The following is a 21,288-nucleotide window of genomic DNA, read 5'->3' as shown; positions in this document are numbered from 1 at the left end:
TTTACTCGCTGGGTATGGTTAACTCGGTGTGATGTTCAATGTTTCCGTCTGGGCCGTTGCCCGGATCAATAAAATCAACATCAATTGAAATGATATCCAGTTCAGGCAACTCCTCCAGATCGGTGTTTTGGCGTGTTTCGGATTCGGATATTTCGCGTTTCCTCGTGAAATCAAACTGGTAATACAAACGGGCAGCATCCATTGCCACCACCTGGCCACCAGCATATTCAATCACATCGCCATTATCTGGCTCAGGGTTCAATCCCAGCAACGCAGACCAAAGTTCCGCTCGCACATCATGAACGGCATCGAATGCTGCTGCCTGCCCACGTTCGTCCGGACTGCTGTTGAGTACAACGATTACAGCGAATCCTTCTGTTACATCCTGCCAATAATCAGTCTGTGATTTGTTTTCGCTCGCATCATCGTTAGACGGGACCACATATGCCGCTGGCAATAGCATTTTTGCTGTTTCAGGCAGGCTCTTCATCTGGGCTGCACCAGCAACGCGACCGTAAAATTTCGGGCATTTCAAACGCAGGGTCGCCACGATGGGGGATAATCTCATGATGACCTCTTTTTACGTGGTGGCCGCAGAGACTGACGTAACGCTCTGGACAGGATATATTTCGTCCATGGTGATCGAGTATTCAGTACCTGTGCCATAAAATTATTACGGGGAGCAATCCGCCACGGTGTTCCGCCAGATGCACCTTGATGATGTTTTCTCCTTCGGACAGCGCCACGGCGAACACCGTAAAACAGAAACGCAGGATAAAAATCACCGACAATCTGACGGTTTCCTTCACCCCGCTTCTGGTTGGGAGCAATGCGCACCATCAACCCTGAGCGCCGCTTTGATGCTCGGGGAACGTAGTACCCTATCGACCGTGCCAGCTTACCGGTTCTGAATCCTGGGTTTTCTCCGGCCCTTGATGCCGCGCGGTGCATAACCAAACGCCGTGCGTCACGCATGTGAACTTGACCGATCTGGACAAAAGCGCGACGCATTTTGGCGCGGTTAAATACCATGTCTTCAGGCTGATCAAAATCAATGTGCAGCGTAGCCAGTGGTTGATTAGCCATAGAGATTTTCCGTGTAGGTGTTTTTACCCAAATCGCAGCATTCGAACATCAGATAGCGATGCGCCGAATTCAGGTCACGGATTCGGCTGATACGGTAAACGATATCGCCGTGAACAACCTCAAAATCAGAAGTGATACCGCTGCGGTAACGGATAAAAACATAATGAGTGATGATATCGCCCGTTTGCACAGAATCACGGTATGTTGCTGATCCAACCTGACGTATTTTTGCCCAGACTGGCTGTTCTCCCTGAAACGTTTTTTCCGTGCCGAAATCCGCTGCAGGAACGTCAATACGCTGACGAATCAGCACACGACGATCCAGTTCTCCGGGTTCAGGCATCCTGTAATGCGCTTCGGTTTGGGTCGGTGTGATTTTCATAGCGGTATGTACCTGTACGGGCCAACTATCCACGCATAACCCTGTGGCACTTCTGCTTTCTCAAAATCAGATACGGATGAGCGGTTTTCGTACCAATGCGTCAACAGCAACAGCATTGCCAGCCGGATATCGTCAGACAGCGCCAACCCATCAGGGTCTGTGTCCGGTATATCCTGTGCGCTGGGGTACAAATTTCGGTTCACATACGTTTCGGTAGTCCGCTGCACTGCGGTTCCCAGCAGCGTGAGTAATTCGTCCTCATCCGTATAATCAGACTCCAGACGCAATTGGCGCTTGATTTGATCCAGTGTCAACAGCATGAAGAACTCCATGCCCGCCAGATAGCGGGCATAAAAAAACCGCTTACGCGGCTGTGGTTAACTCAGCTTTTCAGCTACGCCGGTTTACCCACCAGTGCCTTGATCGCTGCTGTATCTTCCAGTACACAGTCAAACCGATGGAAAGCCAGGAATGCGGTCTGATCATATTCGGCGTAACGCTCAACCAAACGCTTCAGCGTCATATAGGTAATACGGCGCACGATGAAGCGGTCAAAGTCACCGAGGAAGGCAAATTTTTTACCTGCAGCGGCGCTGTCGATTGCCTGATCGATAACATAAGGAATGTTCAGGATCGTGGCCGGGGTACCACCAGCGACATCGGGCAGCCAGAGCGGGCGATTTTGCCCGTCAACCATTTCTTCAACCACTTGCAATGTAGCGTCGTTGAATGCCCAGCGGAATTTAGGTCCACCACGATAAGCCGGGTCGATTACATGTTTCAGCTTATTCATTTCCTGCCATGTGAATGTCGTAGCCGCGGCGGTATTTACCGTACCAGTGACTGATGCAACCAGCCCTTTTGGCTGGACTGGCGTACCCGCTCCAGTGCCTTGTACCAGATATTTCGCTTCACCGCGGCCAATACGCTGACCAATACGAGCAGCCAGATACGCTTCAATGTCCACACCGCTGTCCTGCAGTAGTTCGTTAGATACACGGATGATTTTAGATGATAACTTTTTAGCACCAAGAATCGCGGTGCCAAACGTTACATCTTCTTCAGATGCTTCAGTATTCTCACCCAGCAGTTCGCCTTCTTCGGCTGTGCCGTCAGACGTTGACCAGGTGATATCCTGTCCATTCGACGTATTGAGAATCTGTGCAACGCTGGCAATACCGCCGTAGGCTTTCATCGAATCAACGATTTTATTCAGCATCTGCGTCGGTACGGTGTAGCCGCCCTTTGCGTCGGGAGATGTGCCCTGTGCGCGCAATTCTTTCAGCGCCTGACGCTCTTCACTGGTGAGTTCAGCAAAGCCGTTACGCAAGAATCGATCGAATGCTGCAGCGCGCTTTTCCTGTGCCAGTGATGCCGAATCGCCGTTATTTTTCTGTTGCTGACGTTGTTCCGGCTCAGATTCGTCAACATACGTTTGATCCTGTCGGCGCAACTCGTCTTCACGCGCAATTTGCACATCAAGACTATCCAACTCGGATTTAGCGGTGTTCCACTGATTGCGCTGTTCGTCAGTCCACGTAGCATCACCAATCTTTTCGTGTAATGCGCGCATATCAGTAGCGATGGTGTTACGTTTTTGCTTCAATTCGTGCAGTTTCATGTCTGTTTTTTCCTTACGCGTTAAGAAGGGTCAGCAGGCGCTCACGCGCCATTCGTTGATTAATGGCTTGCACCAGCGCGCCGCTGTCGCGCGCTTCCTGCCAAGCTTTCATAGAGCGAACACCGGAATCTGCTTCCTGATAGGCCGGATACGTCACCGGGCTCACATCAAACAGCCGGGAAAAACGGGTAATTTCACGGATAACAATACCTTCGTCGTCCTCGTACCAGTGCTCGCCGTCGCGCGCCACGCGGAACGCGAAAGATGATTGGCTGATATCGCCACGCATCATCGGCGCAATGACGAGATCGCTAATTGTCTGTGTATCAGGCGCGGCGATGTCATACCGGAGCCCCTTCTCATCGACAGACAGTGAAAGTGTTCCGGCGGCGCTACGACCGAGAATAAAATTCGGGTCATGGTTAAATAGTCCGCGCACATCATCATTCAGCACATCATCAAACGCGCCTGGCTTAATGATTTCACGGAATCCCCATAGCGGCTCCGAACGGCTGTTAAACACAGAGCCGTAACCGATGATGTGCGTCGGTTGTTCGCTGTGTTGCTCCGCCCGAACCTCGCCGCTGTAACAGCGGACTTCGCGATCATCCATTGTTTTGTTCCTCGCTTTTTGGGTCGGTAGTAAAGTCTTTAACGGGGTTTGCGGCATTAACACTGACTAGCATTTCGTCCAGTCCATCTACCGGGTTCATGTCTTCAAACGCACGCGCTTCGTTACGACTCATCCAGCCGTCAGTGATGGCAAAATGATAGAATTGAGCGCGCTCTTGCGGAGTGCCGCGCAACAGGCCAGTGAGGTTAAATCGCGTGTAGAAACCTGCGGCTAGCTCAGCCCTGGTGAAAAGTCGCCGGTTGAGCTCCTGCTCCCAGTTGGTAACCCATGGCATCATGGTGTAGCGGACAAACTGAATAGCCTGCTGTGTGATGTTTGAGAAAGTCGCCTTTTCCAGGTCGTTAATCATGTGCGCCGGTACGTTGAAAATGCCGGCGATCATGGACCTGTTAAGTTTGGTCATATCGATGATCTGGGCATCGACCGGTGAAACTGTCAGCGCCTTATAATCGAGATCAGCAGGCAGAAGCATGGTTTTATTTTCCTGGCTGCGTAGCGCCTGCGCTGCTTTTTGCCAGGCGTCTTTCAACCAGCTCCAGCTCTCTTTTTGAAGCGGTGTTTTGACAGAAACAATACCTGCCGGTCTGGCGTTACCGCTAAAAAAGCTTTCCGTGTACTTCTGCCCGCTCATCCCCATACCGATGGTTTCAGCATGCTGCATAATCGGGCTGAGCCCCATTTTCTGGTTATTTCCCAGCGCCCGGATATGGATCATGTCATCCGGACTTATAGCGAAAGCGCCCTCTTCATTGTAAAGGCCATATGTATAGCGCCCGCCGGTTTTCAACAGGGTTGTTTCCCACGGCATGCAGCTTTCTAGGCCAACAACTTCACCACGCCGGTTCCGTTTTACCCATGAATAACCATTGCCCCAGCCGAGGATGTGGCGCTGTTTCAGCTCGCGCCATTTGTAGCTGGTTTGCCACGTGTTCGGCTCGTCATGGATCAGGTAAAATGCCGGGTGGTCGCGTGCTGGCTCCACTTTGCCATTGTGCTTTCGCATAACATGAAGCGGCATTTGAGCCAGGTTTGATGACAGCACATAAATACAGGCGTACACCGCCGCGAGTTTCATTGCTGTTTCAGGGTTTACATAAACATCAGAGCGAAACAATCCATCAATATCAACAGAATCGCCCGTTATCGGCGTAGCTGGGCTTTCAAGGGACTCGTTTCTAAAAAATGCATCAAACAGCACGTTTCCCCCTTCTGGCGATCGCCAGCGCACCCACCAGCAACAGGCATCCGGAGAACATCAGCGCCGGGGCTAACCCGAACTGCAGATAAAACCCCGCAGTGAGCAAACCACATCCGGTTAGCCCAATGACATCAGCAATCAATGAGTTCATAGAATTAAAACGTCTTCGTCAGGGTCCAATGATGAAAGGAAGTCGGCAGGCTCATGCAGCATTGCACGCCCGATAGCCATGATCAGCGCCACCGCACCATCTATTTTGTTTTCACTGCGCTCCTTGATGGGACGCACGATATCATCGTTACCCGGCATGTTCTTTCCGACCACATTACTAATACACCAGGTCATGATCGGGTTGCCGTCATGATGGAATCGGCCTGACTCGATCGCAGCCTCAAGTTCTTTCATGGGGTCGGACATGTTGGTGTAATTCTGGATGATAGTAATCGGACTCAACTGTTCATCAGCCAACTGATGGCTAAGGTTTGTTGCTCCGTGCGGATCAATCGGTGATTCCTCGACAGGATTCAGCCTGTTGGCTTCTTTGGCGGCTTCCAAAATGACGCGATAGTCAATTTCCGCACCGTCAGTAACGGTCAAAAAACCCATATTGACCCATTTTTGAAACCGTTCTGCGGTGCGCTGATCCTCAACATCAGCACTGAACACGGTGTCATATGGAACGAAAAACCGGGGAGCAATACAGTAATAATGACGCCGTCCGTCAATTTCTCGCGTAAACAGTCTCGGCATGCTGTTCATATCCAGCTTTCTGGCCAGGTCAAACGCCAAATAACAAGATTGCCCCTCAAACTGCTCAATGGATAGCGTCTCATCTTCACAGTTCCGCCAACTAACCAAGTTAAAAAAAGCAGCTCGGGCAGAAACCCAAATATTCAGATGTTTGGTTTTGAATATGTTGGCTTGTCTGGCATTGTTTCTTGCTCTGTTTTGCTGAGAGATCAGAAACTCACTGTAAACTGATACCCCCATATTGGGGTTTGCTTTGCGCAAAACAGCAGGGTCAGTCCATTCATCACCCTTATCGATCGTGTAGATAATGCCAAACAGCTCATCATTAGGAACTGTGCCGTTCAACATTTCGATGACCTCACGCCGTTTGTCGTAGCATGGCCCTTCAATGTTGTAACCAGCTGTCGTAATGGCCAGCATCAATGGCTGACGTCTGGCCCCCATCCCGGTGAGCATTGTTGTGTATAAGTTATCAGTATCATGCTCGTGATACTCGTCGGCGATCGCACAGTGTGGCGATGCACCGTCGCCAGGGTTTCCGATCAGCGGCTCAAATCTGGCCCCATCTGCCGGAATATTCATGTTCTGCGCGTTTACCTCAATACCGTAATGCTCGGTCAGTGCTGGAGTCCGTTTACACATCAGCCTGGCTGGTCGAAAAACCTCCCACGCCTGTTTTTCTGTTGTCGCGCCAGAATAGACTTCTGCACCGAATTCATCATCACACGCAAAACAGAACAGGCCGATACCAGAACCAAAAACCGATTTGCCATTTTTACGTGGAACTTCGATGTACACTTCACGAAATCGGCGTAATCCACTCCCTTTGTGTACCCACCCGAATGCACTACAGATGATGAATAACTGCCACGGTTCCAGCGTGATCAGCATTCGCTTGAATGCCCACTCGCCTTTTGTATGGGGCAGCAACTGGATAAATTTTGCAACTTTTTCCGCTTTATCCCGATCAAAGCGGAAACGAAACTTTTTACTCTTTTCCTGTGCCAGATCGTCCAGGTGACGCTGACAGACATCTATAACATACCGGCAGACTGGTATTTTTCTGCGCACAACATCACGCGCGTACGCATTGGCTGCGTTAACGTTGACATATGATCGTCTGGTCATAGATTGGCGAATGGATTGTCTGATTTACCCTTGGATGGACCGATTAATCGTTGTCTGCTGGCTGGGTCCAGCCCGAGAATACCGCCAAATGTTGCCATCTGGCGCATAGCTTCATTGAGAACTGTCAGTGACGGGTTTTTTATAGGTCCACCCATTGAACCAACCATGACAATACCGTTCTTTTCAATGTGCAACTGTGCCGCCCTGGCATTTGAATATGCCAAGCAAAACATTTCCAGATTGTGTAAGTCAGTAGTGCACAATATTTGTTGTGCACATAACTCTCTAGAAACCATCGACCACATTGTTTTTGCAATATCGTCAAACCAGGATGGAGGCTCAACGCCACTGATCGGGGTGAACGAAGGTTCGGTTTTATTCAAGCGGCGCTTGCCCGGATTACCAGCTAACACCTTGCGATTAGTCGGTTTAGGTGGACGACCTGAACGACCCGCTACACCTGCCATTCGATCCCCCATAAAGCACTTTTTGTTAAAAAATAATAAATAAAGCTATTTTCACCCTCGCCAGTTAAATTTTATTTTTCGCGGGTATAAAAATCTGACGGGGCGGGCAGTACGGAAGGGTAAGCGTCACAGAGATTTACCCCGCCCCTCCCCACCTGACATGTGAATTTTTAGCACCAATACAGTGCATTAACACTGAAAATGATAATAATTGTCATTTGATGCGTTCTCGTGCAGTCTTCGCACGATGATGAGGCCAGCACAGTGAGCGAAGGTTACTGTCTGCATCCACTCCTCCATGTGCCTTGGGTACGATATGATCAACTGTCCGTGCTTCACGCACTACTCCATCAGCCAGACAGTCCTGACACAGATAGCTATCGCGTTGCAGCACTCGCAAACGTATCGCCTCCCACTGAGTACCATAGCCGCGCTGATGTCGATTTTGCCCAGGTTTGTATGATTTCCACCCTTCGCCTTTGTGTTGTTCACAATAGCCGCTTGGGTCGGTAGTTGTGTTTCGACAACCGCGAACACGGCATGCTTTCGGTGTTCTTGGTGGCATATGGTTTTCCTTTTGTAGCTCAGTTACTCCTCAATCTCGGTCATTTTGAATTAACCGACACAATAGATATTCACAAACCAAAGGAGTTTTTATATGTCGCCTCTTAAATTTACTATCCGATTACTGGCAAGGTCAGAGTTAATGAAATTTATTGTTCTTTGCTATGAGCTAATCCAAGCTCTTAACAACTTCGGCATTATCTAACCCATTCGAAAATGAACAATGTGATAGCGTAAAAAGCCCCGCTATTGCGAGGCTGAGTTGAAAGAATCACAATATTCGAGATAGGTGCTTAAGCCCCAAGAATATTGTCTATTTTTTTCTGAATGTACCCTTCAAATAAGCACTTCGACACGTTAACAATTGTTCCAATGCTCGCATCTTTGAAGCCCGTCTTAACTGTATTCCAAACCTCTTTATTTCTAATCGCCTCAAGGAAATCATGACCACTAGCAGTTAGACGTAAAGAGAATTCATTCCATGATCCGCCATCGTCGGTAGTTTCAGAAAAACCCATGCCAAATTGTCCATCAGTCCTGGCAATCAAATTACGATCATCTAGCAAGCGCATATGGAATAAGAACTCATTTGTCCCGTAATCATATCCAGCTTGCTTTAATTTGTTTATGTCTGTTTGCGGTTCTCCAGAGGCTTCAAAAGCCTCAAGAAGACCCTTTAAGTATTCATGATCTATTTTCATACCCACGCCTTTTTTTGTTCATGAGAGTAATTTAGCATTATCACAGGCACTCAGTGAATAGGGATGGGAATGGGGATAAATTTTGTTTAATATTCAGAAATTATGCAAAGTTGCATTTCTGGACAAACGACATGACAAACGAGAAAAAATTAAGTGCCAAAAATGCTGGTGACGCCGCTGAGTTTTACGTGGCATACATGCTTTCAAGGCTTGGAATAAGTGCAGCCCTGACAACTAGTGGAACAAGTGCTGTTGATATCGTCGCCACAATTGATGGTTCAAAAAGCATTAGTATCCAAGTTAAGGGCTCATGGGCAAGAAGCCAGCCTCGCCAATGGATGATTGGGACACACAAGCCCAGTGTGTCGCCAGATCTGTTTTACATATTTTGCAATATGCCAGGCGAATTCAAAGAACGCATTTCCCCTGAAATTTTCATTGTACCAAGCGCTGACGTATTTGAAACTGCGACATGGCACCACAAAGCCCCATTATTCAAAATTACTCCAGCCACAGAAGATAGCTATAAGAATAACTGGGATGCACTACTTACCGCGCTAATACACTTGGGGCAATAAAAAAACCGCCCAAAGACGGCCTGATGAAAGCAATGTGTATCAGCGGCAAGATAGCTTTTAGCCATAATTTGAATTCGGAGAGAAAGGTCATTTATGCCTCTTAGTTTCAATCTGCCGTATGCTTGCGCGGTCATTATTGACCTTGTCGATAATAGTCAGCAACGGGTCAATCCAGTAGACGGCTTGCCCATACGTCAATCGGCAGGCGGTGGCAGCGGAATCAGCACTGGCTGTGTCAGTTCCGCTGGCAGTGGAGTGCATTGCGCTGGCACGTAAACGGTGCGTGTAGTCGAGCAACCGCTGAGCCACATCATCAGGCACACACTGACGGCTAGCCGGATCGCGTTTGATGATCGTGCGGTATACAATCTGTTTCTCATCTGATTGAGCCTTGATGTTGATGGCGTAATGATTGGCCTGCCGTGCAATTTCGTTATAGCGCTGAAACTCTAACGCCTGACCTGCAATAATCACCTGCTGGCTCGCGCTGATATCATCAGATTGTTGTTTGATGCGTTCGGCAATGTCAGCATCCCATCGCAAACCCTGAACGTACCAACCGATAGCTATACCGACCATCAATGCAACTATCGTTACTTTCCAGCCTGGAAGGATAGACATAACGCACGCTCCTTATCCCGACGAACCACCAGCCCCGGCAATTTTTTACCGCCACCGTATACCCAACGCGGAAACTGCTCACACGCTGCATGAATATTTCCGGCCCGGAATAACTGGAACATCGTTGATTTTTGCATCGTCGGGCAACCGGCATTAAAAGCAATGCTTGAGGCAGCGCTGAACGCACCATCTGGCAACTTTTTTCCGTTTGCGTACCTGTCGACGCAACGTTCAGCGTCGAGAATGTTTTTCTGCCAGTCTGCCGCGATTTGCTGATCGGTCTTTCTGGTTCCATTTACCACGCCGTGAGTGTTGCCAATGCCATCTGTCAAAATGCCTGCTGGACACACATACGGATCACGACGACAAGATTCAGCATTGCCGATCAACTCTAACCCACGTTCATTTGTACGAACCTGTCCGTTAGAAACCACGATGGCAATTATTGTCATTACGGAACACACCACACCAACGGCACCACCCGCTTTCTTAAAGTTGGCCATGATTAATCTCCGCGAATAATCGTCTTCCCTAACGAGGCCGCGGCCTCTATTGCTCGGGTTTGTCTGCGTTGAAAATAAACATTCGTGAAATACGTCGCGATAGCCACTACGATCCCGATAATGACCGCCGCCTGGCTCCAGTCGATGTGGTGAAACCAATCGAAAAACTTTCCTAACGCGATTAGCAGGCCGGATGACGAATACGCCCCGACCGTCGTTATTTTCTCAGGCATTTTAATCATGCTCCGGCCTCCTCGATGTTCCCGAGGGTAGTGATGTAGTAATAGGGGTCTGCCCGTTGCCGTAGGCGCTTCGTAATTTAGAATTGATCGTCAGATTTGGCAGGGGAAGAAAAAGGAAAGGCCCACCGAAGTGAGCCTTGGAGCTAACTTAACGCATAGTGATTTAGGTTAACGCATTAAGCGGCGACTAGTTCCAGGCGTTTACCCAGCGCTGAAATTGCTTTTTGAATAGTGTCTATTTTCGTTGAGTGATGCAGATCGAACAGCCGTGTTACTTCCTGCTTTTTAATGCCCATACGCGACGCCAGCTCAACCTGAGTTAAGCCTGAGTCTATAAAGGCATTAAGCATAATAACCTTGCCCGCAATGCTTGCCGGAACATCAACATAGTCGTCAGTGATCGCGCTCGGCGCTGGAACCTTTTCACTATCCTCAAAGTAAAACTCAAAAGAAGTTACCAGGGCATCCAGCGCCATTTGTAACGCCTCTTCCTGCGATTCTCCCTGTGTTAACGCCTCGGGTATATCGGGGAATGAGACTACAAAAACGCCATTTTCATGATCTAGCTTTACTGGATATCGCATATCGTCATGATGAATCTCTGCAAGTACCAGCCCCGGAGGGCTGGTTTTATTTAAGGCCAAGTTGCTTGAGAATCGCTTTTCTGAGTCGTTCGTCTAACTCAGAACCGGGATGACGGGGCATTACACTTCGCTTCCCGTTGTATCGAAGCTTCCAATGATTTGTACCATTCGAAACTTCGACTCCCTGAGATTCAAGCCACCGCCTGAACTCGCTTTGCTTCACCACTCCTCCATTTTGTTGAACATGTCATTATAGTAATCATTTATGCTTACCATATCAACATTTTTGATTACTCAAATGAAGGAAATTTACAAATGAAAAAACGCACTGATGGCGAATTTCTAAAATTCTATCGCTTGCAGATTAAGTAGAAGGCTTTTCTATCTCCTGGAGTGTTTGCCGATATCGTTCCTCCTCCATCTCGACACCAAGAGCATGACGCCCCAGTGCGATAGCGGCCTTGATTGTCGAGCCTGACCCCATAAAAAAGTCTGCAACCACTTGGCCGGGCCGACTGCTGGTCTGGATTATATGACGCATCATATCTGCCGGTTTCTCGCACGGATGTTTTCCTGGATAATACTGAACAGCCGGGAATGCCCAAACGTCGGTATAAGGAACTGCGGATGTTACAGCGAACGGCCGTCGCAAATCTCGGTATTGCTGGCGCAACTCGTCATATTCCACTACCAGCCCGGCATAGGTTTTACTCAGGGCATCGTAATGTTCAAGTAAATCAGGGTGGGGATCCACCAGCGGGCTGTCCATGCCGGAAATAGCCGCTTTCTCAGCGAACAAATTTTGTAATGCTGCGTACTGCACCGAGTTCGGCAACTGCCATTGACTCTCTGAAAACCAATGTGAGCACATCTGGGTACCAGTTACTGTATTGATCTCCGCAGCGGTAATTTTTAACCCAGAGCGGGCATTGCGAAAATAATCAATCAGTGGTCGAAATACCTGAGCTTTCAGCTCCTGGCACTTGGTGGCATAGCCTACCTGTCCTTTTGCAAATCCCTCAGAACCGTAATGACCAGCAAAAACGATCCGCTCAGTCGCGGGGAAATATGCCCGCAAGTCCTCTTTACGCATCCGGCGCCAGGGACCCGACGGTTTCGCCCAGATAATGTGGTTCAATACATCAAAACGCTGGCGCACCAGCAATTCGGTATCTGCCGCTAGGCGCGATCCACAAAACAAATAAAGGCTGCCGGCCGGCTTCAGGACGCGCCAGAACTCTGCCAGCATGTCATCCAGCCACGCAAGATAGTTTTCAATGCTTTCCCACTGTCGATCCCATGCACACGCTTTAACTCGGTAATACGGTGGATCGGTAGCTATCAGATCGATACAGTTATCAGGGAGCGTTTTGATGAATTCGAAAGAATCAGCATTAACAATATTAATGCTGTTTAAATTTACAGTATTTCCCATGGATCAGAGTCGCCCTTTTTGATAGGCTTCATTTGCTGTGTGCACATCAGCAATGGGCCTCGGTTCGCTCGTGACCTTCTAACGGGTGAATGGTGTGCATGATGTTATCAGCATCATGTACACCGCCCATTTCACAAACAATCAAGCCCCGGCATATGCCAGGGATTTTCTTTATTCGATACCGCATTTTCGCAGTTTCAGTGTTAGTGTCCTCACAACTAAATTGAGGACATAAAAAAAGCCGCATAAGCGGCTTGTCTTTTAGTTAGTCGTTCGTTTCATTAAATATAGGAAGAGCCTATCGAATAATCTTGCTCCTAAAGTTCTCTTTTCCCCACTTCGAAACGCATTTCTGGCCCGTCTTTTTGCTGAATCGCTTGAAATACCTGAAGCAACATAACGATTAAAAGATCTCCACTCGTATAGCCTGATATAAAAACCTTTTAATATCAAAAGTGGAAGAATAAATAGGTGAACAGCAATGTCTGTTAGTTGAAGCCAAGACAAGCTTGAATAATAACTTTGTACCCATAATTCGAAAGAATTAAATATCTCAATCATAAGGCACCATTCCTGTCTTTTGCTGGTGACTTATTATACCAGAAACAAAAAAAACTTGTGGGAGCAAGACTTTTGATTATTTTTTAAGCTTTGCGACTACATAACCACTCTTATCAGAATAACCATTCTTTTACGATCGTAAAGAAAATATTTACGTATACAGGTGATTTCAGTGATTGGCTTCATAGTAACAATTTCAAACAGTTGATATACTGTTCATGTTAATTTTTCTCGCATAGTTGAATTAACATACCCTTAGAAGTCCTGAGTGTTGACGCACTTGGGGCTTCGCTATTTTGGCATTGAACCACAGCCTTTCTTTACGTCAAAAGCCGTTTCTGACTATGTTAGTTAACATATCTGCGTGGGCAAAACCTCACGCTGCCGGACACGATCCATTTCCAGCGAGATATCCAGCGCCATCAACATACCGTCGATTGTTCCTTCAGCCTTTTGCAACCGCTTGCCAACGTAGGTATCAGAGCAATGGAGCTTTGACGCCAGTTGCATAAACGTTTTGCCAAAGACGTAGTAATCAAACAAAAGGTCATGATCGGCCTGATTTTTTTTGTTCAGTACCGCCATGCAACTGGAAATGATTAAGCCGTCATCATCACTGCACTGTTGGCGTGATTTTATTTTACTGGGGATTAGCCCTTTAAACCCGGCAGCAATTGATGAGTAATAAACCTCACAGGGATTATCTGCCACCCATGCACCCCATAGCTCTAATACCTGCTGAATATTACGCATTCTTATCCCCCTTCCGATAAATAACTATCGCGCCAATTCCCAACGCCCAATCCAGAAAACGAAACAGTAATTCCACCTGGCTACCGTATTCGGCTTCCCATGCGTTGATATCTCTGTGTAATGCGTCATGGCAAAACCGGCAGAGTGGGATTGTGAACAGATCATGTGATTTTGTTCCCATTCCACCCATGCCATGACCAATGATGTGATGAGGATCATCTGATGGAGCACCGCACGCGCAACACTTCTGTGTTTTTACCCAACGGGTATATTTTTCGCATTCCCAACGGGACAGCTTTGGGAGCAGCATAAAACCAGCGGCGGGCTCATCATCAATAGCCAGTTTCAGAATGGGTTTAACCCGCTCTAACTTTTCGTCCAGAATTTCATTTGCAGGGCGTTCCCAGGTAATGTCACACTCCCGTAGTGTGCCGTGAGGGACAGTGGCAGCAGGCAGATGCAGACTGATCCGTATGGCGTGCTCAGGGAGTAAATCAGAAACCCCCTTCAAGACAGACCACCAGCTGATTTCCGGCTCGGTAAGTTGATGGCCTTCGGGGAAATAGAACCAACGGCGCGCAGTCATAACGACATACTCCGCGATATTTTGTGCTACACGAGTTCGCACAACGTCAGGATTTTCACGCAACTCATTATCATGATGCCAGCATAACCGAATAGCACCATTTTCATATTCCAGGATTGTCAGCTGTTCATGATGATACTCTCCGTGCCATTGGCACCCCACCCCCTGTTTCAACCATGAAATCAGACCGGGCTGTCCACCAGCAGCGATAAGAACTCGCTCATGTGTCAGAAACGGCATCCAGTTATCGTTTATTAGAGGCTGTTCAACCTTCAGAACACCGGAGGGTTTGTCTTTAAGGTCTGACGACGCAGGTGTAACGACAATACGTTGACGAAACAGTGACAATAAATCGCGTCCGGGGCGCAATATGACCAATCCCAAATCAGCAACCACAGAGGCATTAAGCAGTACCTTCATTGAACACCGTCCCTGTAAAATATCTGTTCATAAACGTCACGGCCTTCTGTCAGTAAATCGTTGAAATCACCACGTTGAGGCCAGCGAACAGAAACCTGCCGAATGTCGTTTTTTGCCAGCATATTGGCGCGGGCGCATTCAAACGCCGCAGCATGGCCAGATGCGTTGTTGTCCATGTCGGCGAAAATAATCAGATGGGTTACTCCACGCGGGGCGCGAAATTTTTTCATGAACGTTGTGTTGAGGGTTGCCCAGGTATTGCAGTGGGTTATCTGATGACAGGACAGCGCGGTTTCGATGCCCTCCGCTATGCCCAGCGTGGATGAAACTGGAAACATGCGTATGGCCACTGACCCGGCGTGCTCCAGATAGGAATCCTCCTGTAGCTTGGTCAATTTCTTCTGTGCTGCGATATTGGCTTTTTTGTCACCGTCCAACAGGGTTCGGTGCAGATAGCACAACGTGCCTTTGTCGTCTGTAGCTAGCGAGTAAATAGCCTGGAATATACCCCCGTTGGCGCGTTGGCTGTCGCAATAACGAACAGACTCAACCGGAAGACTGGTGATACCGCGATTTTTCAGATAGCTATCTGCGCCGGTTCCAAGCAGAGGTAACAGCGTTGGGAACTTACGGATCACTTTCTCACGATGAGCGGTGGCTGTCGTTTTTGGTAGTCGTGCCTGCTCGTCACGAATATAAACATTCCCGATGAGGCTATCGACTTCTGGCGCCAGCGTCGCAAAATTTTTCCCGGTGGCTTTTGTCAGCATTGCCCAGCCATCGCCAGAACCACACACGCATATGTAAGAGCCGGTTCCCTCTTTGTCGTCAATGCGTAACTTTCCACGACGACCGCATAGCGGACACTCCCCTTTGAAATGATTTTTCCCGGTTACCGGTGGCAAACCGTAATATTCGAATATTTCTGGCCAGCGGCCTATTGCAGCAATTTGTGTATTCATGCGGCGGCGTTCCCTTGTTGTTGTTCTGCTTTCTGCTGCCCTTTCGCGTAGGCGATGCGCAGAGACTTGATGTAATTCATGACTTCCGGTGACATTTCCTGCGGAGTGCGATGTAACCCTTTGGGCCATGCACCGAATTTCTTGCGATATGTGTGGGAGCACCAACCATCACTGACGGGCTTACCCTGGGTACTGCGAATGCGCTGATAGAACAGGATTTGTGACCACCACGACTGTTTCATTTCTGATGTGATTTTCTCTTTTGTTTTTGAGACTTTCGTCAGGCGGCGACTCCTGTCGGTATCTACATCTTCACCAGCTAACGGCTTGAACCCGCATTTGGGGCAAATGTAGATACCGGCAGGCTTCACGTAATGACATGAGGGGCATTCTTTCGGCAGGCGTTCGGTCTGATCAGGTTTTGATGTATTGACAGGGGTATCTTCCATGCCGTCAGAACTGGATAGCAACCCGTCGTATTCGATATCGTCGGGATAACCCAATTTATGGACAGTGCCGGAATGATCGAATATCAGGCACAGGTCTTTACCCGGCGCAGTACGCAGTCCACGGCCTAATGTCTGTACCCACCGAATCGGCGATTTAGTAGGTCTGCCGATGATGAGGCAACGCACGTCACTATCAAACCCAGCAACCAGAACCCCGACATTGACGATAATTTTTGTGATGCCCTGCTCATAGCGGCGGATAATCAGCTGGCGTTCGTCATGAGGTGTTTTAGCCGTCATAACTTCCGCTGAAACACCCATCCGGTTAAATTCCACTACGACAAAATTTGCATGTGCCACGTTGACACAAAAACAGACTGTAGGTCGGTTTTGCCCGTTCTCCAGCCAGTTCTGAACGATGTCAGATACCAATTTGGCATCACTCATGACCGCACCGAGTTGCCCCTCGTTGTAATCGCTGCCGTAGTCGCTGTTACTGACGGTATTAACATTGCTCAGGTCTGGGGTTGATGGGGCGTAAAATTCGTATTTACTTAATGCGCCAATTTCGATCAGCTCTTTCATGGTCGTGGGTTTAATCAGGCGTTGGTAGTAATTACCCAGGAATTTGGCAAACGGTGTGCCGGACAGACCGATCACTTTCGTCGCAGTGTTCTGCGTCAGGTGATCGATGGTTTCCAAAATCTTTTTGCGTTTCAGATGAGCCTCATCGATAAACAGCAGATCGATGTTATCGGGAAACTCACGACGGATCAGTGTGTCGGCAGAGGCGATCTGAATCAGGCGCTGCGGGTCGTATGCTGGATGGTCACGCCAAACATAACCAATTTCGTCATCGGGTAAACCGTACTCAACAAAACGAGTTGCAGTCTGGTCAAGCAATACGGTATACGGAGCCACAAACATTACGCGCATGTTGCGACTAACAAGCCCATCAGTGATAAACGCCGCCAGGCCAGTCTTGCCACTGCCAACAGGGCTGTAAATCATGAAACTGGCAGTCGTTTTCCAGTTCTGGCGTAGTGCGTTCAATGCCCGTCCCTGCGCTAAATTTGGTGTTATGTTCAGCATGTTCGTTTTTTCACTCCACCACTGTATAAATTTCCATTACCCGGTAATTCACTGATCGATCTCTTTAAATAAGTCTCTCTTTGGTAGTGCTGCTCCTCCCCCTCACCCCAACCCGATCACCCCCTTTCCCCCTCTTACCCTTCCCCGCTCCCCGTATAAAAAAACATCCAAACAAAAAATCATGCTGGCCTCTCCGATAGCTGGCCCACCAGCGGTGGCGGTGAGGTGAATCCATTGCCTGCGCGGGAATACCGGGCGACGTACAGGCGCAGGCGTTTGTTTGCCGATTTGCGGCCAGCGTTCTCCTGCCGGTATGAAACCGGCTCAGCGTCGAACGCCTCCTGGTAAGCCTCGGCGTAGGCAACCGCAATTTTTTCCTGTTGCCCACGAGGTAAATCACTAATCAGTTTTTGAATCCACGGGCCATCCTCACGACAAAAAACCGTGGGCATAACAGGTTTCACATAGTTGAATGTGTCCATCTGGCACCTCCGAAATAATTAAACGGTTGTGTGATTACGGCAGATGGCCACCAGCGTTATTCGCGCTGATGTGGAATGATTTGTGTATTTGGTAGTTGTTCAGACAGCGGGCAGAAAACGCTGTAGAGCAACATGATGCTTTCTTGAAACTTAGCGATAACCTGATAGCTGTTCTCGTCGATAGCTCGCCGTTCTTCTGCGTCTATCACGCCATCCTCTGTAGCATGCCGGATTAACTCGGAGTGCTTGCCGATGTACTCTATGGCTTCCATCAGGCGTAAATTCACATCGCCATTCTCGATCTCTTCAATGCTCGGAAGGCGCACGTTAACGCTGTTCGACTGGCGTGATACCGCATCGGCAAACAAGGTTGTGCCACCAGCTTTCTGTAACACCATCAGCCAGCCGATCGGGAATATTTGATTGCTATCAGAGCGCAGCCGGTTAAACAGCGCATTCTCAGTAACACCTAGCCATTGAGCGGCCTCGGCATATCCACCCGGTAATCCCGTAATGATTTTTCTGGCTACGGCGATCACCCATTCGGGTTGTTTCTCTGCCTGCCAATCTGCTGGTTTATCCTGTGTCACAGTTGGGTTCTCCTGGCTGTGGTTACCGTTTAACGATTTGTTTGCCATCATTCGTCTATCAACTAACGCAGATTGATTGAGGAATTATCTTTGGTTTGGGTCCCACGCAGATACGCCCAATCCACATCTGGTCGCAATTCTTCACACGTCACTGCACCTGCTGTGATTTTTTCAATCGCAGGACAACGGTCAGCAGGGATAGGACGAACCCCCATCACCCACTGGTTGATTGTGGGAGACGATAGGCCCAGAGAACGAGCCAGCGAAGCCTGCCCACCAACAATGTGGCAAGCATTCAAAATTGCTGTACTGGGTTCAGTTTTATTCATGGTTTACACATGTAGGCTATTCGTTTGGAATGATATTAGGCCATGCCTAATCACCAGTCAATAGGAATTGCCTAACCCGTTTATTGCATGGATTATTAGGCAATGCTTAGCGGAAAAGATTTGGGCCGAGCGATTGAGCAGGCCATAGATAGAAAAATTTCCTCCGGTGCCGTCAAAACAAAGGCGGATATCGCTCGTCATTTCAAAATACAAGCGCCGTCGATCCACGACTGGATTAAGAAAGGATCGATATCAAAGGATAAGTTGCCAGAGCTTTGGAGTTACTTCTCGGATGTGGTTGGCCCAGAACATTGGGGATTAGGTAGCTACCCTAATTTAGGCGCACTCGCACAAGAATCAAACAAAGAAGAAAATGACAACTTTTACAGGGTGGAAGTTTTGGGCGTAGAAGTTAGTGCGGGAAATGGGCGATTTCAGTCCAGTGATATAGCCGAAACGATTAACAGTATCAGTTATGAATCCAGCAAAGCTCTAGAAATATTCGGTCACCGCCCAGCCGATACAATCAAAGTGATTACGGTCACTGGCGATAGTATGTCTGGAACCATTGAGACAGGAGATTACATTTTCGTTGATGTCGCAAAAGACTACTTCGATGGTGATGGAATTTACGTCTTTTCGTTCAAAGGGGCGCTACTGGTTAAGCGTTTACAGTTCACCGCTGATGGGCTGCTAGTTCGCTCGGATAACTCTAAGTATGCAGACTGGTTAATCACCGAAATGAATGAGCAGCATCTTAAGATCATTGGGCGCGTTATCTACAGCCATGGCATAAGCAGGTATGTGTAATGAGGTTGATTTAATGGCAAGCGGACATGATTTCGAATTAATCAATCTGGACAATTTAATTTTATACTTTACCCGCAAAGGAATTGTACTTCACTGTACTTTATGTGGTTCATCTGATCTATCTGTACCGCAGGTAAGTGCAAATGTGGGAATGCACGTGGGTATGAGACTTGGGTCCTATGTAAATGTATTTAAAAAAGAAAGTATATACGCGCCTAATGCTAACCAATACTATCTTTCTATCGTTTGCAAAAAATGTAGCCACACTATAAATATAGATGCCGAGCCCATAGTGACGTGGATTAAGGAAAATGCGGCAAACGCCATAGGTGAAAAAAATGCCAACGCCTGATAATGTGGTGCCATTCAACAGCGATATTCCTACAGGCGGCGGTGGAGGTGATGACATGCTAGAGAAGCGCGTTGAAAAACTCGAAAATACTATGTCAGACCTGCGTACAGACATCGCAGTAATCAAATCTAATTACGCGACGAAAGCTGATTTACATGAAGAAATCGGCAAACAAACCAAGTGGCTGGCTGCGACAATCATCGCTACAGCCGCCATATCTCTTGCTGTCGCAAGATTCATATTCTAAATAATTTTTATACACCCCATCCCGCTACGGCGGGATTTTTTGTGCCTATCGCTTGGTTAACTCCAGCCTACCCAGCCTGTCAGCTAATCCATCACTCATTGTTCAAAATAAATACCAATATTAATCAATGTATTACTTAAATATGTATTGTCACATCAATAAAATTAGGCGTCACCTATTGTTTTATACTTAGGCTATGCCTAATATAATGTCATCGAGACAGCCAATCGTCTCTGATGACCGCTTAGACCTCCAGCATTGCAAAACTGGGGCGAGTGCGAGGGGTGCAGGGGTAGTGAGAGCTACGTCGTGACCATAGCAAAGGATTTAGCGGACTTATAAAGCGTCATCTGTGGCGCTTCATTAAGACCACTCACAATAAGGGATACATCATGATAAATAATCCAAAAGTAATTGTTATGGCACGCGGAAAAGATGACTTCGCAATTGCCGTTACAGATGGAAGTAGTGATTTCAAAGACGCTATTTTAATGGTTGCAGCAGGAAACAAGGAAGATGGAGAGGACTTTATTGACACAATGGAAAGTGTTCTTTATTTCGCAGCTAAACGGATTATTGAGTTGGAAAAACAAAATTCTCTCTAAATCCATTATTCAATGGAACTACTGAACAAGGGGAAGTGAATGAACAACGAAAAATTTGTACCAGACGAAAAAACATTACGTGATTTGGCTGTGCTGAATCACCCGTTAAGCAAGCCAACGGGTAATGCTGAAAAAGACACGAAAAATGCGGCTCTGGTTGAAGAACACAACGCCGCAATTCGTGATGGTAAGAAAATTAATGCGTTTGTTGCTGACTGCGAAATGACTCAAAAAACACGCAGGGAATTAGGCCAGATTAACTAGTCCTTACCCAGCTCTTTTTTGAGTAAATTGTAAAGGTTTTCCATCTCGTTTTTTGAGATCAACCAGCGAATATGCTCCTGCTCTACCCCTTCAATAAATTTCCCATCCTTACCAACCGGATAGACGAAATTATTGAAAACTTTAAGCCCTTCAATGTCGCTATCTGAGAAAACAGAAGCAAAATGACGAATTAATTTTTCTGACATTTTAATCCTCCTTGCTGTTGGGGCCAAGAGGATAGCACGGCCGGGCGTGGGTAAATACCCCGGAGCATCAAGCGATTCCACCCTGC

At 47.8% G+C, this 21,288-nt stretch carries 32 protein-coding genes and 1 pseudogene; 7 read left to right on the top strand and 26 right to left on the bottom strand.

Going from position 1 to position 21,288, the window contains the following annotated elements; translation table 11 throughout:
• Position 1: 1 nt before the first annotated feature.
• From RS889_RS07310 to RS889_RS07255, 12 genes are all read right to left on the bottom strand, one after another.
• Entirely contained in the window at positions 2–568 is a 567-nt protein-coding gene (locus RS889_RS07310) for a phage tail terminator protein (RefSeq protein WP_315710035.1), read from the bottom strand.
• Positions 565–1,086: a hypothetical protein gene (locus tag RS889_RS07305; protein WP_315710034.1), complete on the bottom strand. Its 522-nt coding sequence runs from the start codon at positions 1,084–1,086 to the stop codon at positions 565–567. The genes RS889_RS07310 and RS889_RS07305 overlap by 4 nt, the downstream gene beginning before the upstream one ends.
• Positions 1,079–1,468: a phage head closure protein gene (locus RS889_RS07300; RefSeq protein WP_315710033.1), complete on the bottom strand. Its 390-nt coding sequence runs from the start codon at positions 1,466–1,468 to the stop codon at positions 1,079–1,081. Before RS889_RS07300 ends, RS889_RS07305 begins: the two co-directional genes overlap by 8 nt.
• A complete protein-coding gene (locus RS889_RS07295) occupies positions 1,465–1,788 on the bottom strand; it encodes a head-tail connector protein (RefSeq protein WP_315710032.1) in 324 nt (107 codons plus the stop codon). The genes RS889_RS07300 and RS889_RS07295 overlap by 4 nt, the downstream gene beginning before the upstream one ends.
• A gap of 74 nt (positions 1,789–1,862) precedes the next feature.
• A complete protein-coding gene (locus RS889_RS07290; RefSeq protein WP_315710031.1) occupies positions 1,863–3,089 on the bottom strand; it encodes a phage major capsid protein in 1,227 nt (408 codons plus the stop codon).
• Between the two features lie 13 nt (positions 3,090–3,102).
• Complete coding sequence (locus tag RS889_RS07285; protein ID WP_315710030.1) at positions 3,103–3,702, bottom strand: HK97 family phage prohead protease; 600 nt, start codon at positions 3,700–3,702, stop codon at positions 3,103–3,105.
• Positions 3,695–4,921 (bottom strand): phage portal protein, encoded by a 1,227-nt coding sequence (locus tag RS889_RS07280; RefSeq protein ID WP_315710029.1) that lies wholly within the window; start codon positions 4,919–4,921, stop codon positions 3,695–3,697. Before RS889_RS07280 ends, RS889_RS07285 begins: the two co-directional genes overlap by 8 nt.
• Complete coding sequence (locus RS889_RS07275; protein WP_315710028.1) at positions 4,911–5,072, bottom strand: hypothetical protein; 162 nt, start codon at positions 5,070–5,072, stop codon at positions 4,911–4,913. Before RS889_RS07275 ends, RS889_RS07280 begins: the two co-directional genes overlap by 11 nt.
• Positions 5,069–6,799 (bottom strand): terminase large subunit, encoded by a 1,731-nt coding sequence (locus tag RS889_RS07270; protein ID WP_315710026.1) that lies wholly within the window; start codon positions 6,797–6,799, stop codon positions 5,069–5,071. The genes RS889_RS07275 and RS889_RS07270 overlap by 4 nt, the downstream gene beginning before the upstream one ends.
• Complete coding sequence (locus RS889_RS07265; RefSeq protein ID WP_315710025.1) at positions 6,796–7,266, bottom strand: phage terminase small subunit P27 family; 471 nt, start codon at positions 7,264–7,266, stop codon at positions 6,796–6,798. The genes RS889_RS07270 and RS889_RS07265 overlap by 4 nt, the downstream gene beginning before the upstream one ends.
• Before the next feature lie 214 nt (positions 7,267–7,480).
• Complete coding sequence (locus RS889_RS07260) at positions 7,481–7,831, bottom strand: HNH endonuclease (protein WP_315710023.1); 351 nt, start codon at positions 7,829–7,831, stop codon at positions 7,481–7,483.
• A 292-nt stretch (positions 7,832–8,123) separates the two neighbouring features.
• The gene (locus RS889_RS07255) at positions 8,124–8,531 is read right to left on the bottom strand and encodes a DUF2513 domain-containing protein (RefSeq protein WP_315710022.1); all 408 of its coding nucleotides are present in this window, start codon (positions 8,529–8,531) and stop codon (positions 8,124–8,126) included.
• A 131-nt stretch (positions 8,532–8,662) separates the two neighbouring features.
• Here RS889_RS07255 and RS889_RS07250 point away from each other — a divergent pair, with 131 nt between their 5' ends.
• Positions 8,663–9,109, top strand: a complete 447-nt coding sequence (locus RS889_RS07250; RefSeq protein WP_315710021.1) for a hypothetical protein — start codon at positions 8,663–8,665, stop codon at positions 9,107–9,109.
• 87 nt (positions 9,110–9,196) lie between these two features.
• On the opposite strand, the gene RS889_RS07245 is transcribed toward RS889_RS07250, so the two are convergent.
• From RS889_RS07245 to RS889_RS07185, 13 genes are all read right to left on the bottom strand, one after another.
• Positions 9,197–9,730: a hypothetical protein gene (locus RS889_RS07245; RefSeq protein ID WP_315710020.1), complete on the bottom strand. Its 534-nt coding sequence runs from the start codon at positions 9,728–9,730 to the stop codon at positions 9,197–9,199.
• Positions 9,703–10,233 carry a lysozyme gene (locus RS889_RS07240; protein WP_315710019.1) on the bottom strand — a complete coding sequence of 177 codons (531 nt, stop codon included), beginning with the start codon at positions 10,231–10,233 and terminating at the stop codon, positions 9,703–9,705. Before RS889_RS07240 ends, RS889_RS07245 begins: the two co-directional genes overlap by 28 nt.
• A gap of 2 nt (positions 10,234–10,235) precedes the next feature.
• Complete coding sequence (locus tag RS889_RS07235) at positions 10,236–10,475, bottom strand: phage holin (protein ID WP_315710018.1); 240 nt, start codon at positions 10,473–10,475, stop codon at positions 10,236–10,238.
• A 176-nt stretch (positions 10,476–10,651) separates the two neighbouring features.
• On the bottom strand, positions 10,652–11,059 hold the full coding sequence (locus RS889_RS07230) for a type II toxin-antitoxin system HicB family antitoxin (protein ID WP_315710944.1): 408 nt from the start codon (positions 11,057–11,059) through the stop codon (positions 10,652–10,654).
• 46 nt (positions 11,060–11,105) lie between these two features.
• Complete coding sequence (locus tag RS889_RS07225) at positions 11,106–11,282, bottom strand: type II toxin-antitoxin system HicA family toxin (RefSeq protein ID WP_315710017.1); 177 nt, start codon at positions 11,280–11,282, stop codon at positions 11,106–11,108.
• A 141-nt stretch (positions 11,283–11,423) separates the two neighbouring features.
• Positions 11,424–12,494: a DNA-methyltransferase gene (locus tag RS889_RS07220; protein WP_315710016.1), complete on the bottom strand. Its 1,071-nt coding sequence runs from the start codon at positions 12,492–12,494 to the stop codon at positions 11,424–11,426.
• Positions 12,495–13,406: 912 nt separating this feature from the next.
• Positions 13,407–13,808: an antiterminator Q family protein gene (locus RS889_RS07215; protein WP_315710014.1), complete on the bottom strand. Its 402-nt coding sequence runs from the start codon at positions 13,806–13,808 to the stop codon at positions 13,407–13,409.
• Positions 13,801–14,814 carry a DUF968 domain-containing protein gene (locus RS889_RS07210; protein ID WP_315710012.1) on the bottom strand — a complete coding sequence of 338 codons (1,014 nt, stop codon included), beginning with the start codon at positions 14,812–14,814 and terminating at the stop codon, positions 13,801–13,803. The genes RS889_RS07215 and RS889_RS07210 overlap by 8 nt, the downstream gene beginning before the upstream one ends.
• Entirely contained in the window at positions 14,811–15,776 is a 966-nt protein-coding gene (locus tag RS889_RS07205) for a toprim domain-containing protein (protein ID WP_315710011.1), read from the bottom strand. The genes RS889_RS07210 and RS889_RS07205 overlap by 4 nt, the downstream gene beginning before the upstream one ends.
• Positions 15,773–17,317, bottom strand: a complete 1,545-nt coding sequence (locus tag RS889_RS07200; protein WP_315710010.1) for a DEAD/DEAH box helicase family protein — start codon at positions 17,315–17,317, stop codon at positions 15,773–15,775. The genes RS889_RS07205 and RS889_RS07200 overlap by 4 nt, the downstream gene beginning before the upstream one ends.
• Positions 17,318–17,496: 179 nt before the next feature.
• Entirely contained in the window at positions 17,497–17,769 is a 273-nt protein-coding gene (locus tag RS889_RS07195) for a hypothetical protein (protein WP_315710009.1), read from the bottom strand.
• An 86-nt stretch (positions 17,770–17,855) separates the two neighbouring features.
• Positions 17,856–18,389, bottom strand: a complete 534-nt coding sequence (locus RS889_RS07190; RefSeq protein ID WP_315710008.1) for a YmfL family putative regulatory protein — start codon at positions 18,387–18,389, stop codon at positions 17,856–17,858.
• 62 nt (positions 18,390–18,451) lie between these two features.
• Positions 18,452–18,718, bottom strand: a complete 267-nt coding sequence (locus tag RS889_RS07185; protein WP_315710006.1) for a helix-turn-helix domain-containing protein — start codon at positions 18,716–18,718, stop codon at positions 18,452–18,454.
• Positions 18,719–18,820: 102 nt separating this feature from the next.
• On the opposite strand from RS889_RS07185, the pseudogene RS889_RS07180 reads away from it, so the two are divergent.
• The 6 genes and pseudogenes from RS889_RS07180 to RS889_RS07155 all read left to right on the top strand — a co-directional run.
• Positions 18,821–19,051: pseudogene (locus RS889_RS07180) on the top strand (DNA-binding transcriptional repressor RacR); the annotation flags it as partial.
• Between the two features lie 57 nt (positions 19,052–19,108).
• Complete coding sequence (locus tag RS889_RS07175; protein WP_425475141.1) at positions 19,109–19,528, top strand: S24 family peptidase; 420 nt, start codon at positions 19,109–19,111, stop codon at positions 19,526–19,528.
• Between the two features lie 13 nt (positions 19,529–19,541).
• Entirely contained in the window at positions 19,542–19,880 is a 339-nt protein-coding gene (locus tag RS889_RS07170) for a hypothetical protein (RefSeq protein WP_315710005.1), read from the top strand.
• On the top strand, positions 19,867–20,127 hold the full coding sequence (locus tag RS889_RS07165; RefSeq protein ID WP_315710004.1) for a hemolysin XhlA: 261 nt from the start codon (positions 19,867–19,869) through the stop codon (positions 20,125–20,127). The genes RS889_RS07170 and RS889_RS07165 overlap by 14 nt, the downstream gene beginning before the upstream one ends.
• 392 nt (positions 20,128–20,519) lie before the next feature.
• Positions 20,520–20,732, top strand: coding sequence for a hypothetical protein (locus RS889_RS07160; protein WP_315710003.1), 213 nt, complete (start codon positions 20,520–20,522; stop codon positions 20,730–20,732).
• A 39-nt stretch (positions 20,733–20,771) separates the two neighbouring features.
• Complete coding sequence (locus RS889_RS07155; RefSeq protein ID WP_315710002.1) at positions 20,772–20,996, top strand: hypothetical protein; 225 nt, start codon at positions 20,772–20,774, stop codon at positions 20,994–20,996.
• Here the strand turns inward: RS889_RS07155 and RS889_RS07150 are convergent.
• Entirely contained in the window at positions 20,993–21,283 is a 291-nt protein-coding gene (locus RS889_RS07150) for a hypothetical protein (RefSeq protein ID WP_315710001.1), read from the bottom strand. The two genes, RS889_RS07155 and RS889_RS07150, sit on opposite strands and share 4 nt — an antisense overlap.
• Positions 21,284–21,288 lie beyond the last annotated feature (5 nt).

The organism is Brenneria uluponensis (genome assembly GCF_032395385.1).
GTDB lineage: Bacteria > Pseudomonadota > Gammaproteobacteria > Enterobacterales > Enterobacteriaceae > Prodigiosinella > Prodigiosinella aquatilis.
The sequence above is the reverse complement of the archived record's forward strand: the minus strand, read 5'-3'. Positions and strand labels throughout refer to the sequence as shown.

Bases quoted from the DNA above. Each gene is read 5' to 3' on its own strand.
- RS889_RS07275 (WP_315710028.1), bottom strand. From the start codon at position 5,072: ATGAACTCATTGATTGCTGATGTCATTGGGCTAACCGGATGTGGTTTG.
- RS889_RS07220 (WP_315710016.1), bottom strand. From the start codon at position 12,494: ATGGGAAATACTGTAAATTTAAACAGCATTAATATTGTTAATGCTGAT.
- RS889_RS07305 (WP_315710034.1), bottom strand. From the start codon at position 1,086: ATGGCTAATCAACCACTGGCTACGCTGCACATTGATTTTGATCAGCCT.
- RS889_RS07195 (WP_315710009.1), bottom strand. From the start codon at position 17,769: ATGCCCACGGTTTTTTGTCGTGAGGATGGCCCGTGGATTCAAAAACTG.
- RS889_RS07240 (WP_315710019.1), bottom strand. From the start codon at position 10,233: ATGGCCAACTTTAAGAAAGCGGGTGGTGCCGTTGGTGTGGTGTGTTCC.
- RS889_RS07295 (WP_315710032.1), bottom strand. From the start codon at position 1,788: ATGCTGTTGACACTGGATCAAATCAAGCGCCAATTGCGTCTGGAGTCT.
- RS889_RS07310 (WP_315710035.1), bottom strand. From the start codon at position 568: ATGAGATTATCCCCCATCGTGGCGACCCTGCGTTTGAAATGCCCGAAA.
- RS889_RS07260 (WP_315710023.1), bottom strand. From the start codon at position 7,831: ATGCCACCAAGAACACCGAAAGCATGCCGTGTTCGCGGTTGTCGAAAC.
- RS889_RS07155 (WP_315710002.1), top strand. From the start codon at position 20,772: ATGAACAACGAAAAATTTGTACCAGACGAAAAAACATTACGTGATTTG.
- RS889_RS07300 (WP_315710033.1), bottom strand. From the start codon at position 1,468: ATGAAAATCACACCGACCCAAACCGAAGCGCATTACAGGATGCCTGAA.
- RS889_RS07255 (WP_315710022.1), bottom strand. From the start codon at position 8,531: ATGAAAATAGATCATGAATACTTAAAGGGTCTTCTTGAGGCTTTTGAA.
- RS889_RS07290 (WP_315710031.1), bottom strand. From the start codon at position 3,089: ATGAAACTGCACGAATTGAAGCAAAAACGTAACACCATCGCTACTGAT.
- RS889_RS07285 (WP_315710030.1), bottom strand. From the start codon at position 3,702: ATGGATGATCGCGAAGTCCGCTGTTACAGCGGCGAGGTTCGGGCGGAG.
- RS889_RS07265 (WP_315710025.1), bottom strand. From the start codon at position 7,266: ATGGCAGGTGTAGCGGGTCGTTCAGGTCGTCCACCTAAACCGACTAAT.
- RS889_RS07165 (WP_315710004.1), top strand. From the start codon at position 19,867: ATGCCAACGCCTGATAATGTGGTGCCATTCAACAGCGATATTCCTACA.
- RS889_RS07235 (WP_315710018.1), bottom strand. From the start codon at position 10,475: ATGATTAAAATGCCTGAGAAAATAACGACGGTCGGGGCGTATTCGTCA.
- RS889_RS07230 (WP_315710944.1), bottom strand. From the start codon at position 11,059: ATGCGATATCCAGTAAAGCTAGATCATGAAAATGGCGTTTTTGTAGTC.
- RS889_RS07215 (WP_315710014.1), bottom strand. From the start codon at position 13,808: ATGCGTAATATTCAGCAGGTATTAGAGCTATGGGGTGCATGGGTGGCA.
- RS889_RS07210 (WP_315710012.1), bottom strand. From the start codon at position 14,814: ATGAAGGTACTGCTTAATGCCTCTGTGGTTGCTGATTTGGGATTGGTC.
- RS889_RS07245 (WP_315710020.1), bottom strand. From the start codon at position 9,730: ATGTCTATCCTTCCAGGCTGGAAAGTAACGATAGTTGCATTGATGGTC.
- RS889_RS07160 (WP_315710003.1), top strand. From the start codon at position 20,520: ATGATAAATAATCCAAAAGTAATTGTTATGGCACGCGGAAAAGATGAC.
- RS889_RS07170 (WP_315710005.1), top strand. From the start codon at position 19,542: ATGGCAAGCGGACATGATTTCGAATTAATCAATCTGGACAATTTAATT.
- RS889_RS07185 (WP_315710006.1), bottom strand. From the start codon at position 18,718: ATGAATAAAACTGAACCCAGTACAGCAATTTTGAATGCTTGCCACATT.
- RS889_RS07200 (WP_315710010.1), bottom strand. From the start codon at position 17,317: ATGCTGAACATAACACCAAATTTAGCGCAGGGACGGGCATTGAACGCA.
- RS889_RS07270 (WP_315710026.1), bottom strand. From the start codon at position 6,799: ATGACCAGACGATCATATGTCAACGTTAACGCAGCCAATGCGTACGCG.
- RS889_RS07205 (WP_315710011.1), bottom strand. From the start codon at position 15,776: ATGAATACACAAATTGCTGCAATAGGCCGCTGGCCAGAAATATTCGAA.
- RS889_RS07250 (WP_315710021.1), top strand. From the start codon at position 8,663: ATGACAAACGAGAAAAAATTAAGTGCCAAAAATGCTGGTGACGCCGCT.